We start from the raw sequence: 16,363 nt of genomic DNA, 5'->3' as shown, positions 1-16,363 counted from the left end.
TTCATTCAAGCCGTGAACTGCGTCGTCGATGCCCAACTACCGCCAGCACTGGCACGTTTGCTGGCGCAGGCAGGGCACCAGGCGCGGCATGTGGAAGATCTCGGGCTGCGTCACTCCGATGACAGTGATATCTGGCGGTGGGCGCTTGAAAATAGCGCCGTGGTCTTCACCAAGGACGAAGACTTTCCCCGTCGTGCGCTGGTGAGCAAACACGCGCCGATCATCGTTTGGTTGCGTGTTGGCAATACCAGTCGCCGTGCCTTGCTGGCATGGTTTGAACCTTTGCTGACTCAAATCGAGGCCGAAGTTGCTCGTGGCGAGTTGATCATCGAGGTCAGATAACCCAACTCCATCATGCCCTTCCAAAACGATCCCGCGCTTCTTAAACTTCTCGGCGGCACCTTGGGCCTGCTCGTGATCGCTTCGCTCATCGGCTTCGTTCTGGCCCGACGCGCCAGGACAGAGTCGGCAAAGGCCACGATGACCAATTTGAACGCCCGCACCAACGCCTGGTGGATGATGGTGGCGGTGTTTGCGGGGGCTTTGGCGATCGGGCCGATGGGGGCGACGGTCTTGTTTGGCCTGTGCTCGTTCATGGCGCTACGCGAGTTCATCACACTCACGCCGACGAAGCCGGGGGATCACCGAACGCTGTTCTGGGTGTTCTTCATCATCACGCCGCTGCATTATTGGTTTCTCGCCACGCAATGGTACGGGATGTTCGTCATTTTGATCCCGGTGTATGCCTTCCTGCTGGTGCCACTGCGCACGGCGATGGCCGGGGATTGCGAGCGCTTCCTGGAGCGCACGGCAAAAATTCAGTGGGGGCTGATGGTGTGCGTGTATTGCATCAGCTACACCCCGGCGGTTCTTTTGCTACTCAAGATTCCCGGCTATGAAGGACAGAATGCGAAGCTGCTATTCTGGTTCGTGGCCATCGTCGAGTTGAGCGATGTGATGCAGTATGTCTGGGGCAAAACCTGCGGGAAACACAAGATCGCGCCCACGGTCAGTCCGGGCAAAACCTGGGAGGGCCTGCTGGGAGGCGGGGCAACGACCGTAGCTCTCGGCACCGCGCTCTGGTGGGCCACGCCGTTTTCACCGCTGCAAGCCGCAGGCATGTCGGCCATCATTGTGTTCATGGGCTTCGCGGGCGGCCTGGTGATGTCCGCGATCAAACGCGACCGTGGTGTCAAAGACTGGGGCACCGCCATCGGCGGCCACGGCGGCTTCATGGACCGCATGGACTCGCTGAGCTTCGCCGCACCGGTGTTTTTCCATGTGGTGCGCTACTCGCTCAATGCCTGATGCTGGAAAGCCGAAGAGGGTGGCGGACGTTCTTTGCCACCCATGCATCTTCGTTCCATTGCTGTTTGCGCTCTTTTCACCACCACCGCGTCTGCGGCGGGGAAACTGGACTTCAATCGCGACATCCGGCCGATTCTCAGTGACAACTGCTTCGCCTGCCACGGCTTCGACGCAAAAAAGCGGAAGGCCGATCTGCGGCTTGATGTGCCGGAGAGCGCGTTCACCGCGATCGACGGCGTGTTTCCGATCAAACCAGGTGATCCTGCGCTGAGCTCGATCATTCAGCGCATCGTTTCGACGGATGAAGATGAGGTGATGCCGCCGCCGGAGTCGAATAAGCACGTCACCCCAGCGCAGGTGGAGGTTTTGAAGCGCTGGATCAAGGAAGGTGCGGAGTACAAGAAACACTGGGCGTTTGAAGCTCCGGTCAAAGCGGCTCCGCCGCCGGTCAAGGGTTTGGTCAAGAATGGGATTGATGCGTTTATCCAAGCCAGACTGGCGCAGGAAGGGCTTTCTCCTTCGCCAGAAGCATCCAAGGAATCTTTGATTCGTCGCGTGACGCTCGATCTGACCGGCCTGCCGCCGACGCTGGCGGAGATTGACGCCTATTTGGCGGACACGAGTCCCGACGCGTATGAAAAGGTCGTGTACCGGCTGCTGAAATCCGAACGCTATGGCGAGCACATGGGGCGTTACTGGCTGGATGCGGCACGCTACGCGGACACGCATGGCCTACATCTGGACAACGAGCGCAGCATGTGGCCTTATCGCGACTGGGTGGTGAGCGCGTTTAATGCAAACCTGCCGTATGACCAGTTCACGGTCTGGCAGCTTGCGGGGGATCTGTTGCCGAATGCGACGGTGGAACAGCAGATCGCCTCCGGCTTCAACCGCTGTAACGTCACGACGAGCGAGGGCGGTTCGATCAATGAGGAGTTCATCTTCCGCTACGCGGTGGATCGCGCGGACACGACGATGGCGGTGTGGCTGGGTCTCACGGCGGGTTGCGCGGTGTGCCACGATCACAAGTTCGATCCCATCTCGCAGAAGGAGTTTTATTCCATGTACGCCTTCTTCAACAGCGCCGCCGATCCGGCGATGGACGGCAACATCCTGCTCACGCCGCCGATTTTGCGCCTGAGCACCGCCGACCAGAAGAAACAGATCGCAGAACTCGATCAAGGCATCGCCGCAGCGCAGGCGAAGATCCGCGAGTCCATTCAAAAACTGAACTACGTCGATCCCGCGACGCTGAATCCGCCGCCGCCGGTGCAGACGAGCGAATTGGTGTGGTTCGAGGATGCGTTTCCGGCAGGAGCGAACCTACAATCCAGTGGCGGAGAACCGACGCAGTTTGTTGCCAAAGACAAAGGCCCCGTTTTCAGCGGCAACGCGGCGCTGAAACGTACGGCGACTGGTGTGGCGCAGGATTTCTTCTCCGCCGGCGGCAAATACGAGATCCCGCCGAACGGAAAACTCAGCGTGCAGTGCTTCATCGACGCCAAGAACCCGCCGAAGGCCATCATGCTTCAATTCCACACCGCAGGATGGAATCACCGCGCGGTGTGGGGCGAGGAGGGCGCGATTCCCTTTGGCCAGGTGCGCACGCCGGAAAAAGTGCAGATGGGAGCGCTGCCGGAGTCCGGAAAATGGGTGAAGCTCGAAGTCGCGGCTGATCGTCTCGGCTTGAAGCCCGGCGCGAAGGTCACGGGCTATGCGTTCACGCAGTTTGGCGGCACGGTTCACTGGGATCATCTCGCGATGAGTTCCCGCGTCGATCCGGCGAAGGATTCGCAGTGGTCGTGGAAAATGTGGGCCGAGAAAAGCCAGGGCAAGCGCATCGAAGGCCTGCCGAACGACCTGCAAACCCTCGTGCGTGGTAAAAAGCAGCCCGAATGGCCGGAGAAGGACGTGACCCGTCTCAAAGAATGGTGGTTTGAAAACGAATATCAGGGCGCACGCGAGATCGTGGACGGCGTGCGAGCCGAAAAACTGGCCCTGGAGGCGAAAAAGAAGGCGCTTGATGAGGTGATCCCCGCGACCTTCGTCATGGCCGACCTGCCCACGCCGCGTGAGAGTTTTGTCATGGATCGCGGCCAGTATGACAAGCCGAAGGACAAGGTCGCCCGTGGCACACCGGCCATTTTCCCGGCCATGCCGAAGCAGGACCACTACACGCGCCTTGATCTCGCCAAGTGGCTCGTCAGCCCGCAGCATCCGCTTACGGCTCGTGTGCAGGCCAACCGTTTCTGGCAGCAGTTCTTCGGCGTCGGTCTGGTGAAAACGAGCAACGATTTTGGATCACAAGGCGAGCCGCCCAGCCATCCCGAACTGCTCGACTGGCTGGCAGTGACCTTGCGCGAGAGCGGCTGGGACATGAAGGCCTTCGTGAAGCTGATCGTGACCTCGCACACCTACCGGCAGAGTTCGCAACACTCGGATCTCGCCTTGCAAAAAGACCCGGAGAACCGCCTGCTTGCGCATGGTGCGCGTTTCCGTCTCGATGCGGAGGTGGTGCGTGATTCGGCCTTGTTTGTGTCCGGTTTGCTCAGTCCGAAGATCGGCGGCAAGGGCGTAAAGCCCTACCAACCGGAAAACATCTGGGAACCCGTCGGTTTCGGCGGCAGCAACACGCGCAACTACATCCAGGACCATGGCGAATCGCTCTACCGGCGCAGTTTGTACACCTTCTGGAAGCGCACCGCCCCACCGCCGAACATGACTTCCTTTGACGCGCCGAACCGCGAGAGCTACTGCCTGCGTCGCGAGCGCAGCAACACGCCGCTCCAGGCGCTCACGCTCATGAACGACGTGCAGTTCTTCGAGGCCTCACGGAATTTCGCCCAGCGCGTGCTGCAAAGCGCCGCCACCACCGACGCGCGCATCACCGCGCTCTTCCGCAGCGCCACCGGCCGCTTCCCGAATGCCCAGGAAGCCGAGATCGTCCGCCAGTCCGTCGAAAAACACCTCGCCGCCTACACCGCGAAGCCCGAGGAGGCCAAAAAGGCCATCAGCTACGGCGAATCGAAGCCCGATGAGAAACTCAACCCCGCCGAACTCGCCGCGTGGACGATGGCGGCGAATCTGGTGATGAATCTGGATGAAGTGGTGACGAAGGGGTGATTCACCCCTCAAACTCCGTCTCCCGGTCCGCGGAGGAAAAGCAGATCACCATCTCGGCATCCACGCCATCCAGCGCACGCGCATTGTGCCACTGACCGGCGGGGATGGAGATGGTGTCGCCGGGATTGAGGAGGTATTTCTGATCGCCGAGGCTGTGTTCGAGGCGACCGGAGAGCAGGTGCAGGATTTCGTCGCAGTTGGGATGGCGGTGGCGTGGATTGGTTTGACCCGCAGGGATGATGACGCGGCCAAAGGTCATCGTGGTGGAGTTCCCCAGCTCGCGGGAGGCCAGCCAGGTGAGTTTCCCCCAGGGTTGGTCGATCAAAATGCCTTCGGCAGGGGTGCGAACGGGCGAATGAAGCATGGGTGCGATTCTTTCGATGAAAGACCGGTTTGGCGACTCAATTTTGACTTGGGAAGCGTGAGGTAAGTCTTTTGTAAAGGCTTCATTGATTATTGCTTCTATAATCCAAGACTCTAAAATGCCAGCGTTCTCAGATTTGAAAGCCCCTCACGGTCATGTCTTCCTTTTCACCTCGCCCCCCGTTTTCGAAGTTGCCCTACCTGCTGCGGAAGCTCGTTCTGGGAGCGGCTTTTTCGATGACAGGGTTGATGGCCGCCGACATGAGTTCTGTCCGGAATCTGTATGTGGACTGGTCACTGCGTCCTGACCAGCGTTCAATCGCCGCTTTTGACCTCAGCGTGCTGCACCCGCAGGCCGAGGTGGACATGGAACCTGGCCACGCCTTGGGAAGCCACTACCTGGCGTTTCTCGACACCGTTCGCTTCCAGACCGGCACGCGTGCGTCCATGCTCGCAGCAGACCGTCAGATGACCTCGAAACCCTCCGCCACGGAGAAGCGTGGTCGTCTGGCCGATCCGGCGCATCCGCAGTGGATTCCCTGGGTGGTCGAGTCGCTGGCCGATCCGGCGGCGAAGAAAGGTTTTGACGGTTTTGTGCTCAGCCTTGGTGGCGAAGCGACCACCCCCGCCGCACGCGGCGCTCTCTTGAAACTCGCCGCCACGCTGCGTCAACGTTACCCGGACAAGCGCCTTCTGCTCGACCTGCGCAGCGGCCTGGGTGCCGAGGCCGTCAACGTCGCCGACGGATTTCTCGCCCTCGGCGTTTACACGCGTGAGGGCCGTGGCGGCAGTCCCGACTGGACGCCCATCGCCGATGTCCAGCGCCTCACACGCCATATTCGTGACGTGCAGATGCAGGGCATGCGCGTCTTCGCCGTCGATTACGCCCTCACGAATGACCGTTCTGCCGCCCGTGAGGCAGCCCAGCGCCTCACCGCCATCGGCACCCTGCCATTCATCACCACGCCCGCCATGAACGGCGTCAATCTGGGCCCGCTGGAGGAAATCTCCCGCCGCGTTCTCGTCCTGCACGGCTGGGATGCCAAACACACCGGCCAGCCCGCACCCGCCGCCGAAAGCACCGCCACGGCCCGCTTCATGCGTCCAACGCTCGAATGGCTTGGTTGCGAACTCGACTTCCGCAGCACGAACGGCACGGACTTTCTCTCCGCGTCACACGCTTACAGCGCCGTCATCCTCGACGCTGGTCTTGTGCTCAATGACGTGCAGCAGCGCGCCCTCGCCGCCTGGCTGCCTATACTGCTGGCCCAAAAAATCCCGCTGCTGCTCAATGGCATGCCATTCACGGATGAAACCGCCCGTCAGCAGGCGCTCCTGCACCTCGGCCTCGGCGGCAACGCGAAGCCCGTCTCCCGTCTCGTCAAAGCCAACGTCGCCAGCATCGACTCCACCCTCATCAAGGCAGGCACACGAGTTCAAGGCCGCGTGCTCGGCTTTCTGAATCTCACTGCTCCTGCGGACTCGCGCGTCGTTCTTGCCCTGCGCGGAGAGGACTCGCTCGGCACCGATCACCGCTTTGACCAGGCCTTTCTCACCCAGTGGGGCGCGGCCTGCATCGACCCCACGCTCGGCACCACCGACCCGCAGGTTGATCTGCCCGCCTTCCTTTCCGCCTGGCTCGGTGGTGCGCATGACGCCCCGGTGCCCGACACCACCACGCGTGACGGCCGCCACGTTTTTTACAGTCACATCGAGAGCACCGGCTTCTCCACGCCCTCCACGCTTCCCGGCTTCCCGCTCTGCGCCGAGGTCATGCGCGACCGCATCCTCGACCGCTACCTGCTTCCCGTCACCGTTTCGGTTTGTGAGGCCGATTTGCGCTGCTGGTTCCCCGGCCAGCAGGCGGCAAACGCCCCGCGCCTGGAGCACACCGCACGCAGCATCTTCGAAATGCCGCAGGTCCAGGCCGCCTCGAACTCCTTCACCCGTCCTGCTCAATGGACCGCTGGCATCGACATCGCGGCCAAACTCAACGACCGCGCCCAAACCACCCGCCTCGACATGGAGCGCGAAATCGCCGGCTCCATGAGCTACATCCACCGCCGCCTGCTGCCCGTCGGCAAAGATGTGAACCTCATGCTGTGGCCGCAAACTGCCGTCCCCACCCGCGAGGCCCTGCGCTATTGCGAATCCATGCGCATCGAGAGTCTCTCGGCCGCGCCAGTGAGCCACCCGGCTGCCGCGGTTGATTTCAAATCGATTCGTCTGGAGCCGATGGTTGTGCGCAGCCGCTTTGATGACGTGCGCACTGAGCAGGGCCTCACCGCGCTCGAAAAAACTCTCGATGCCTGTGCTGCCGAGCCCCTGCACGCCATGACTGCCGCCGCCTACGCCGCCAGCGTGCGTGATGCGCGTCACACGCGCATCCTGCGTGCCGCTGAAAATCACTGGATCATCCTCAATCACGGCGACTGCCGCACCATGCGCCTTCCCGCTTCCGCCGGTGTGCCGGACATGACGCAGTGCCTCGGCGTTGCCGGCTTCAACACCCACGCGGGCCAGCTTTACATCCACACCATGGGCGGTGCCCGCACCGAGCTCGTTTTGACCCAGGTGAAGCCCGCGCAGCACATTCATCTCGCTGAAAGCAGCGCCCCGGTCGAGTTCATGGAGCTGTCCTCACGCCGCGCAACCTTCCACGTCCGCGACCTGCGTCCGGTGGAGGTCGTGTTCGGAGGTTTTGAGCCACGCGGCCAGTGCGCCTACCTCGAAAACGGCCGCCCTTACACCGTGAACGCCGACGCCAACGGCATCGTGCGTCTCGAACTCGTCTGCCGCGCCACCGTCTCCATCCAATCGCTCCCGCCCGCCGCCCAGGCTGCGATGCGTTAATCCTTCTCCCATTTTTTCGCCCCATGTCCCGCAACTCTCGCCAGGTCTTTTTGCTCATCGTATCCTACACCGCGCTCGCCGTCGCGTGGGGCTGGCGTTTGCATGCCAATGACGCGCCGCCGAAGCGTGATGATGCCTTGCTCGACACCACACGCACCGAAATCGTCTCCCGCCTTGCCACCGCGCCCAAAAAACTTCAGCAGGCCGCCATCTTCCAGCTCGCCCTGCTGCCGGAAAACGAAGTCCTTGCTTTGCATGAGTGGCTCAAAGACCTGCCCGAGCAGCGCCTGCGCAAGCTCACCGTCCAGCAAGGCCCCGTCCATGCACCCTGCCCGCTCAACACCGCGCTCATCTTCGCCGAACTCGAACGCGCCGACGCTCCGCTCATCGAAGACACCCGTCTCCTCATCTCCGCCGCCGGAGATCGCCTCGAAGAACCGCACAAGCTCGCCGCCCTGGAATTGCTGGCCGCGCAAGCCGCCAACAATCATGAGCACAGCCTTGCCCTCGAAATCCACCAGCGCGCCTGCGAGTCTGAGATCGCCACCTGGGAAAATGTGCTCGCCCTGGCCGATGCCGCGCGGGTGGCGCGCCGCCCGGCCGCCGCGTTGAAAGTCGTCAACGCCTGGCTCGAACCATCGGCCTCACGCCTTGATGCAGCGCTACGCGATGATGCCCTCGACTTGCAGACCAAGCTCCTGCTCGAAGGCTCGCGTCATGCCGAGGCCAGCCGCATCACACTCGATGAACTACGCTCCTTAAAGCTCAACGACGCCATCCCGCCACGCCTCATGCAGCGCGCGCTGCTCGCCACTCACGCGGCCGGTGAATCCGCCGAGCTGCTGCCCTGGATCGAGCGTCATCTGCGCACCTTCCCCGATCATCAACTCAGCGTCGAAGACATCGCCGCCGGAAAAACCGTTTCCGCTGACTATGTGCGCTGGCTGCATGAATCCGCGGCCATTGCCGACCTCCAAAACCACACCAGCATCGCCTGTGACGGCTTCTTCCGCCTTGCTGCCGCTGGTGAAACCCGCGTCCTTGCCCGCTTGCATGCCCTCGCCACACAGATGGGCCGGGGGCAGGAGCTCGCGTCGCTTTTCACCGCCTTGCAGCGCCGCTTCTCCGTGCTCGAACTCGCCCAGGCGCTCGCCGACGGCAACGCCCCCGTTCCTGCCCGCGATCTCCTCGCCGCACATCTCAAAACCTCGCCCAACAACCGCGCCGGCTGGCATCTGCTCACCGAGATCGACGCCAGGCAACTCGGAGCCGCCTCAGCGCCCATGCTGTGGGAAGGATTCATCAAACGCTTCCCCGGCGATGTGCGAGTACTGAAACACCTCGCGCAGCTTCAACTGAACAACGCCCAATATCCGCAAGCACTCCACACCTTGCAGCAGATCTCCGGCGAGGATCTTGATGAAGCCACGCTGCGCCAGATCACCGCCCTTGCCATCCAGCTCGACGACCTTCCCGCCGCCATCCGCAGTCAGCAGCTCATCGTGCAGGGCTCCAAGCAAGCCTCCGTCAGCGATGTCCTCACCCTCGCCGCTTTGACACGCCAAAGCCCCGATGCCGATTCGCAGGCCGTGCTGGCCGAAGCCGTCGCCAAACTGCCCGCCCAGGCCGCTTTTCAGCAGTCACTCATTACGCCCACCACCACCGGTGAAGCCTCCAGCTTCAGCACCGCCGCGCAGGCGAAGTGAGCCTATGACAACGCGGGCTTGATTCCTCCACGCCCTGCCAGCACACTCAGCCATGCAACTCACCGCTGTGCTCACCCCGGCTGAAGAAGGCGGCTATGTCGCCTTCAATCCTGAAACCGGCACCACCACCCAGGGCGAATCGGTGGATGAGGCCGTGCAAAATCTGCGTGAGGCCACGGAGCTGTTTCTTGAGGAGTTTCCAGAGCGCCGAAGCCTGGGGCACGCCATCATGACCACTTTCGACCTCGCACATGCCTAAACTGCCACACATCTCGGGCAGAGAAGCAGTGCGAGCCCTGCAAAAGCTGGGATTCGAGGTGGCACGGCAAAAAGGCAGCCACATCGTCATGAAGCGTGGTTCGGATGGTTGCGTCGTCCCCAATCACCCAGAGATCAAGACCGGCACGCTGGCGGGTGTGCTGCGACAGGCCGGAGTTTCTGCGGATGAATTTATCGCCGCTCTTTGAGCACCTGCCCGCCATGCCCGACCTATCTGCCATGACATACTTTCGCATCCTACTGCTCCTCATCCTCTCCACCGCAGGCTGCTCAATGCTGCCGCGCGATGAATTCAGCCGCCGCCAGGTTTACGAGCATCGTCTAAGCCGCCTCGAGTTCCCCATCACCCGCGCTCGCCTCTACAAAACACTGCGCCCTGCCGCGCCTGCGCGTCCCACGGGCGATGTCGGTGCCGGTTTGTTCTCCAGCAGCGAGGTTTACCGGCTGGATGATGTTTTCGTTGTCGAAATGTCCGTCATTTACAAAGCCGTGGCGAACACAAGCGACTACCTCAATCCCTCCGGCTCCATCGGCGGCCAAGTCCGCGCCATTCTGGACGCCACGCAGAGCATCGACAACTTCATGACGCGCGGCACGCCCGAGCATCCGGCGGACATCGTGCAGAAGGCTCGCATCGTGAAACGACCGGTGCGCCGTTACTGATCACCCGTGCTTCTTGATGATCTGAATGAAGTCCGGCAGGTATTCCTTCGCCTTCTTCTCGCCCACGCCGCGAATCTTGAGCCCGGCTTCGATGGTCTTGGGTTTCAGACGGGTCATGAACTCCAGGGTTTGATTGCTGAAGATCATGAAGACCGGCACGCCTTCGGATTCTGCCAGCGTGGCGCGGTGGCGTTTCAGTTTCTCAAACAAGGCGTCATCGAAACCGAGTTCGCGGGCCGCGAGTTCTTCATTCTGCGCGGTTTTCCCCTTTGCGGGCTTAGAAGAAGGCGCATGCATCGAAGGCCAGCGCAGTTTGATGCCTTGACCGCCTTTCATCGCCTGGATGCCGCGAGAAGTCAGCGAAACGATGGGATACTCACCGCAGCTGGTTTCGATGAGGCCGAGTTTCTCCAGTTCGGCAAACAGCGGATGCAGCGCCTGCGTGCCGACGTGTTTGAGCAGGCCGTAGGTGCTGAGTTGGTCGAGCCCGGCATCGACGATCTCCTTCGACTTGCTGCCGACGAGCATCTGAATGATGCGCCCTTTGCCGTAGCGGCCTTCCCACGAGCCGTCGGCATGTTTCGTGGACATGCGGGCGATGCCGCTGAGCGCCTGGCGCAGCATGGTGACTTCCTCCGCCGTGCCTTCACGTGGCGGCTGCACGCCTTCGGCACGGCACACGTCGCAGGTGCCGCAGGGCGTGCTCTCGGTCTCGCCGAAGTAGCGCAAAATCTGCTCCTGGCGGCAGGCTTTGTCGTCGTAGCACAGCTCGATCATCGCCTTGAGCTTCGAGCGGTCGCGGCGGTCCTTTTCTCGCAGGGCCTCCAAGTCGAACTTCAGATCACGCGTCAGCACGTTCGGCTGGAGCAGCCGCGTGCCGCGAATGCGCTTCCCAGGAATGTCAAAACGCTCGATGTAGCCATTGCGGGCGAGGTGACTGAGCGCCGAGCCGATGGCCATGCTGTTTTTCGCGCCGGAACGGCTGGTGATGTCATCAATCGAGGCCTGCACCTCGTGATTGGAGTCTGACGCGCTCAGCAGGGTCTGATACACGTTCCGTATGATCTCCACGGTCGGGTTGTTGCCGTCGATGAAGAACTCCTGGGTCTTCGTGTCGGCGAAATTGAAGAACAGATCGCACTGCGAAGGCTCGCCATCGCGTCCGGCGCGGCCTGCCTCCTGGTAATAGGCCTCCACGCTGCCGGGCACGTCGAAATGCACGACGAAGCGCACATCCGAGCGGTCGATGCCCATGCCGAAGGCGTTCGTGGCCACGGCGACATCCGCCTTCTTCGTGATGAACTTCGTCTGGCGCGACTCGCGCTCCTTGTCGTCGAGTCCGCCGTGGTATTCGATGGCCTTGAGCTTCCAGGAGCGCAGCTCTTCGCCGACTTCCTCGACACGTTTGCGCGTGGAGCAGTAGATGATGCCTGTCTTGAACTGCGTGATGATCCTTTTTAGCCGCTCGTATTTGTCGCCACTGTTTTTCGTCTGCGTGATGTTCAGGCTGAGATTAGGCCGCTCAAAGCCGCGAATCGTCACGAAGGGGTCACGCAACTGCAGCGTGCGCAGAATATCCTCCCGCACCTCCGGCGTGGCCGTGGCGGTCAGGGCAACGACTTGCGGACGATCCAAGTGCTCCAACGCTTCGCCAAGACGCATGTAATCCGGCCGGAAGTCATGGCCCCACTGCGAAAGGCAGTGCGCCTCATCCACCGCAAACAACGCGATCTGCACCTGCCGCAGCGCGTTGGTGAACATGCGGCTGCGGAAGCGCTCCGGTGCGACATAGACGAGCTTGTACTCGCCGCGCCTCAACGCATCGATGCGTTCCTGCTGCTCGCCGAGCGAGATGGAGCTGTTGATGAGCGTGGCGGGAATGCCGCGCCGCTCCAGCGCATCGACCTGATCCTTCATCAGCGCGATGAGCGGACTCACCACGACGGTCACGCCGTCCATCACCATCGCTGGAAGCTGATAGCACAATGATTTGCCGCCGCCGGTCGGCATGATGACCATCGTGTCGCGTCCGCTCAGGATGTTTGCCATCACGGTTTCCTGCCCGTCGAGAAACTCGCGAAAGCCGAAATACTTCTGCAACGCCAGCTTGGCGTCGTGAATGGGCGTGTGGGTGGCGATGGGTTCTTCTTCGGGCACGGGCGGTCCATCATGGATGCGGCGCGGGAATCCTCAACCACCACTCACTTCTCATCCTTGCCGTTCGGCTTGGTGGGCGCGGGCTGTTTGAAGCCGAGCTTCTCCCCGGCCGCATCAAGACACTTCACGATGTTGGCCTCCTCGAATTCCAGCACGGCTTCCGTGCCGAGGCCGGAGATCTTGGGCAGCTTCGCGGCTTTGCGCTCACGCACCAGCGTGAGCGTGCGGGCGAGTTCGACGCCGGGTTTGTCGGGAAAAGTGGCCCAGTAGCCGGGTTTGAGACAGGGGATGTCCAGCGGATCGCGGGTGATCATCTCCAGGTGATAGGCGATCTGCGGGTTGTGCTTCTCAAACAGCGCGAACATGCGCGGGAGATCGAGAATGCCCTCGCCCAGCGGCACTTCGGAGAGCAGGAAGCCGGTGGGCGTCTCCTGCACGGCCATGTCCTTGATGTGGGTGGTCACGGCGAAGGGCGCGAGCGTTTCGACGACCTGCATCGGATCTTCGAGCAGCGCGATGCTGTTGCCGGTATCGACACAGGCGCCGAGGTGCGGGCTGCTGAGGCGTCCGAGCATCTCCGCCAGCTCGGCGGCGTGAAAATCCTTGTGGTTCTCGATGCCAATGCGCACGCGCTGCCGACGTGCGATGGGTTCGGCGAGCTGCATGGACTTGAACGCATTGTCTTTGAAGTGTTTGAATTCCTCCAGGCTGGAAAACAGCTCGTAGCGCCGCCCTCCGGTCGCCGAACGGAAAATCGTCGCTCCCGCTTCCTTCGCGATGCGCAGCTCGTTTTCAAAGCGAGGCACGTCCTGCTCATTTTTCGGCAGGGTAATGCTGCCTTCGAGCTGCAAGCTGTAGGATTCGCAGGTGTCCCGCACCTTGCCGGCAAAGTCCGTCGTCCATCCACCGACCATGATCTGCAAGGCGCCCACGCCGAGGCCGCGCACATGATCCAGCACATCCAGCGCGTGCTCGAAGGGCGGAAACTTGAGGCTGGAGTATTTTCCCCGCCAGCGTTTGCCGTACGAATGAATGACGATGCCCAGCCGCTTGCCGCGCAAGGCCGCTGGCAAAGGCAAAGCGGCCAAAGCGGCGGCGGCTGAAGTGAGGAGAGAGCGGCGCGTCATGACAGGGCAGGAAACGCAGGCGGGGACCAAAAGGAATCATTTCTCCGCCCCAGACTCACGCCAGCTCCTGTTTGGCCAGGGTGTGCGCAAACGGGCTGGTGGAAGCGAGGTTGTACTGGCGGATGGCGGTGGACCAGAAAGAGGCCAGCTCGTGGTCGGCGGCGCTCCAGAGGCGGTAATGCAGATTGGTGACGGTGTCCGTGTCGTGCATCAGAGCCTTCAATTCCTGCGCACTTAGCGTCTGCGGCCCCTGGGTGATGAGTCGGTGGCCGATTTCATCGAGATAACTGCGGGAGACGTCGATGGTGCGGCGGCGGCGCAGCAGACTGACGTGCAGGCCGTTCACATAGGGATCGAGGCAGACCTGCATGAGGCCGTAGTGGCGCTCCAGCTCAGGTGGAAGCTGGATGCGGTCCTTAATTTCCTCCAGGTTCTGCTGCATGTTCTTCAGCACCGTTGGCGGATCGTGCTCCTCCGGCGTGAGGAAGAAGCCGAGCCGCCTGCCGCTGCGTCCTCCAGAGACCAAGGCGGCGACGAGGATCGAAATCACGAGCGAGAACAGGATCGGGCTGATCCAGATGAGGAAGGCTTTCGAGACGAACCAGCCCAGCGCGGCCCAGCCCAGGCCCAGCAGCGTGACACTGGCGAAGGTGATGAGGATCTCGCTCCAGTTGATGCCGCCGTCGATCTTGCGGCGCTGCGTGACCCAGTTCACGCTTTTGCCAATGAGCGTGTAGATCACGAAACGCGAGTGAAAGATCATCAGCACGGGCGCCATGAGCGTGAAGACAACGGTGTCGAGCAGGCTGCTGAAAAAGGTGAGGAAACGCAGCTTGAGCGGCTTGAACATGCGGCCGGTGATGACCTCGTCGAGCAGGATGACCGTCTTTGGCAGGAAGATCAGCATGGCGGTGAGACCGAGGAGGATCTGTTCCGCCAAGATGGCCTGAGGAGCCGCGTGCGCGGTGGGTGTGGCGGCGAGATAAGTGGCCAGCGCGAGGAAGAAAAACCACAGCAGCGAGCTGACGTAGCTGAGGATGCCGTGAATGAAATTCACACGGCTCATGGGGTGCCAGCCTTTGGCAAACACGAGCCAGAGATGCTGGATGTTGCCCTGGCACCAGCGGCGGTCGCGCTTGAGCATATCGACGAGCGTGGGCGGCCCCTCCTCGTAACTGCCACGGCTGGTGGGCAGCAATCTCACCGCGTAGCCGGCTTTTCGCATGAGCGCGGCTTCCACGAAGTCGTGGCTCAGAATGTGGCCGCCGAAGGGCGCGTTCGCAGGCAGTGGCGGCAGCGCGCAGTGTTCAATGAACGGTGCGAGACGCAGGATGGCGTTGTGGCCCCAGAAATTCGCCTCGCCGCACTGCCAGTAGTCGAGTCCGGCCATGAACGGCGGCCCGTAGAGCGCCTGGGCAAACTGCATCACGCGGCCGAGCAACGTGTCCGCGGCGATCTGCTTCGGGAACGTCTGCACGATGCCGATGCCGGGGTTTTTCTCCATGATGCGCACCATGCTGGTGAGCAGGGCACCGGACATGAGGCTGTCCGCATCCAGCACGACCATGTAGCGGTAGCGGCGGCCCCAGCGGCGGCAGAAGTCGCTGACGTTGCCGCTCTTGCGGTTGATCGGCTTGCGGCGCTTGCGGTAGAAGATGCGGCCGAATGCCTTGAGCTGGCGGCACAGCTCCAGCCACGCCGTTTCCTCCTCGATCCACTGGCTGGCCTTGTCCGAGTCGCTGAGGATGAAGAAGTCGAAGTTCTTCGACTGCCCGGTGGCTTCCAGGGAGAGGTAAATCGAGCGCAGGCCCTCGTAAACCCGCGTCACGTCCTCATTGAAGACCGGCATGACGATGGCGGTGCTTGCCGTGATCGGCTGCTCGTAATCTTCCGCGTTCAGCGTGAGCCAGAGATTGAGCGGGTCAGGCTTCGGGCGGTTCATCAGCCACACGCCGAAGAGCGCGGTCCAGAAGCCGACATTGAGCTGGTAATAGAGCGGGATGAAAACCAGCAGCAGCGCCCACTCCGCCTTTCGCATGTCGTTTTCCGACAGGAAAATGAATGAGAGCCACGCGCCGACGATGGTTCCCAGCCCCACCAATGAGAAAAACGTGGCGCGGCGCGTGCGTGAGACACGCTTCGGCGGCATGCCGGCAGTCATCGCGATGTTCGCGGTCTGGCTGCCGATGGGTGCGCTCATGCGAAGAGGGAGTAAAGGTAGCCCAGCACGCTGAACACGATCACAAACAGCACCGAGTAGCGCAGGATGGGGTGGCGGCCCAGGCGGCCGAAGGTGTCCTCCGCCACATCGGGAATGAGGCCGAGGTCGATGTCACGCGGCGTCATCTTGCTGACCTGCATGCCCGGCCCGGAGGTGCGCAGGGCGGAGCGCATGGCCTCGGCCATGTCATCCGGCATGTTTTCCTCATCCAGGAAGAACTGCGGCCAGCGGGCAGGGCCGCCTGCGAGGTGAAAACCAAGTCGACCGGTGGCCTCGAGCTGCGCCTCGCTCAGATTGAGGTCGCTGTAGATCGCGCCCAGCCACTCGCGCAGCATCAGCCGGGCCTGCTCGATGGCATGGGCCGTGGGCGTGCGCGTGGGGTCCTTTGCATGCGCCTCGGCGGCCTTGCGCAGCGTTTCCAAAATGAGCTGTGTACGGCGGATGCGGTTGTGAAGCTGGTAAGAGCGAAAATAGTCAGCGAGACGCGCATACGCCTCGTTCCACGCTTCCTCAGTGCCCGTCGCGGGCGCGAATTGGATATTGACTGCTTCCATGATGGCTCA

13 protein-coding genes are annotated in these 16,363 nt (G+C 62.0%); 8 read left to right on the top strand and 5 right to left on the bottom strand.

Annotation, left to right across the window (positions count from 1 at the left end; all coding sequences use genetic code 11):
* Positions 1-12: 12 nt before the first annotated feature.
* The 3 genes from ACILSI_RS17875 to ACILSI_RS17865 are packed head-to-tail and all read left to right on the top strand — an operon-like array spanning position 13 to position 4,431.
* Positions 13-342, top strand: a complete 330-nt coding sequence (locus tag ACILSI_RS17875; RefSeq protein WP_395723269.1) for a DUF5615 family PIN-like protein — start codon at positions 13-15, stop codon at positions 340-342.
* A 12-nt stretch (positions 343-354) separates the two neighbouring features.
* The gene (locus tag ACILSI_RS17870; RefSeq protein WP_395723268.1) at positions 355-1,308 is read left to right on the top strand and encodes a phosphatidate cytidylyltransferase; all 954 of its coding nucleotides are present in this window, start codon (positions 355-357) and stop codon (positions 1,306-1,308) included.
* 42 nt (positions 1,309-1,350) lie between these two features.
* On the top strand, positions 1,351-4,431 hold the full coding sequence (locus tag ACILSI_RS17865) for a PSD1 and planctomycete cytochrome C domain-containing protein (RefSeq protein ID WP_395723267.1): 3,081 nt from the start codon (positions 1,351-1,353) through the stop codon (positions 4,429-4,431).
* A gap of 1 nt (position 4,432) precedes the next feature.
* Here the strand turns inward: ACILSI_RS17865 and ACILSI_RS17860 are convergent, their stop codons facing one another.
* Positions 4,433-4,795, bottom strand: a complete 363-nt coding sequence (locus tag ACILSI_RS17860; RefSeq protein ID WP_395723266.1) for a cupin domain-containing protein — start codon at positions 4,793-4,795, stop codon at positions 4,433-4,435.
* Between the two features lie 260 nt (positions 4,796-5,055).
* On the opposite strand from ACILSI_RS17860, the gene ACILSI_RS17855 reads away from it, so the two are divergent.
* The 5 genes from ACILSI_RS17855 to ACILSI_RS17835 are packed head-to-tail and all read left to right on the top strand — an operon-like array spanning position 5,056 to position 10,295.
* The gene (locus tag ACILSI_RS17855; protein ID WP_395723265.1) at positions 5,056-7,647 is read left to right on the top strand and encodes a hypothetical protein; all 2,592 of its coding nucleotides are present in this window, start codon (positions 5,056-5,058) and stop codon (positions 7,645-7,647) included.
* A 23-nt stretch (positions 7,648-7,670) separates the two neighbouring features.
* Positions 7,671-9,353: a tetratricopeptide repeat protein gene (locus ACILSI_RS17850; protein ID WP_395723264.1), complete on the top strand. Its 1,683-nt coding sequence runs from the start codon at positions 7,671-7,673 to the stop codon at positions 9,351-9,353.
* A gap of 52 nt (positions 9,354-9,405) precedes the next feature.
* Positions 9,406-9,612 carry a type II toxin-antitoxin system HicB family antitoxin gene (locus ACILSI_RS17845; protein WP_395723263.1) on the top strand — a complete coding sequence of 69 codons (207 nt, stop codon included), beginning with the start codon at positions 9,406-9,408 and terminating at the stop codon, positions 9,610-9,612.
* Positions 9,605-9,820 (top strand): type II toxin-antitoxin system HicA family toxin, encoded by a 216-nt coding sequence (locus ACILSI_RS17840; RefSeq protein WP_395723262.1) that lies wholly within the window; start codon positions 9,605-9,607, stop codon positions 9,818-9,820. Before ACILSI_RS17845 ends, ACILSI_RS17840 begins: the two co-directional genes overlap by 8 nt.
* Positions 9,821-9,833: 13 nt before the next feature.
* A complete protein-coding gene (locus tag ACILSI_RS17835) occupies positions 9,834-10,295 on the top strand; it encodes a hypothetical protein (RefSeq protein ID WP_395723261.1) in 462 nt (153 codons plus the stop codon).
* Here ACILSI_RS17835 and ACILSI_RS17830 read toward each other — a convergent pair whose 3' ends face one another.
* The 4 genes from ACILSI_RS17830 to ACILSI_RS17815 are packed head-to-tail and all read right to left on the bottom strand — an operon-like array spanning position 10,296 to position 16,354.
* Positions 10,296-12,452 carry a RecQ family ATP-dependent DNA helicase gene (locus ACILSI_RS17830; protein ID WP_395723260.1) on the bottom strand — a complete coding sequence of 719 codons (2,157 nt, stop codon included), beginning with the start codon at positions 12,450-12,452 and terminating at the stop codon, positions 10,296-10,298. It lies immediately after the preceding gene.
* 44 nt (positions 12,453-12,496) lie between these two features.
* On the bottom strand, positions 12,497-13,579 hold the full coding sequence (locus ACILSI_RS17825; protein ID WP_395723259.1) for a sugar phosphate isomerase/epimerase family protein: 1,083 nt from the start codon (positions 13,577-13,579) through the stop codon (positions 12,497-12,499).
* A 55-nt stretch (positions 13,580-13,634) separates the two neighbouring features.
* A complete protein-coding gene (mdoH, locus tag ACILSI_RS17820) occupies positions 13,635-15,779 on the bottom strand; it encodes a glucans biosynthesis glucosyltransferase MdoH (protein WP_395723258.1) in 2,145 nt (714 codons plus the stop codon).
* Positions 15,776-16,354: a hypothetical protein gene (locus ACILSI_RS17815; RefSeq protein WP_395723257.1), complete on the bottom strand. Its 579-nt coding sequence runs from the start codon at positions 16,352-16,354 to the stop codon at positions 15,776-15,778. Before ACILSI_RS17815 ends, mdoH begins: the two co-directional genes overlap by 4 nt.
* Positions 16,355-16,363: the final 9 nt, after the last annotated feature.

It is taken from the genome of Prosthecobacter sp. (assembly GCF_044232965.1).
In the GTDB taxonomy this organism is placed as follows: domain Bacteria; phylum Verrucomicrobiota; class Verrucomicrobiia; order Verrucomicrobiales; family Verrucomicrobiaceae; genus Prosthecobacter.
Note: the sequence above shows the minus strand (reverse complement) of the source record. Positions and strands in the feature narration are given on the sequence as shown.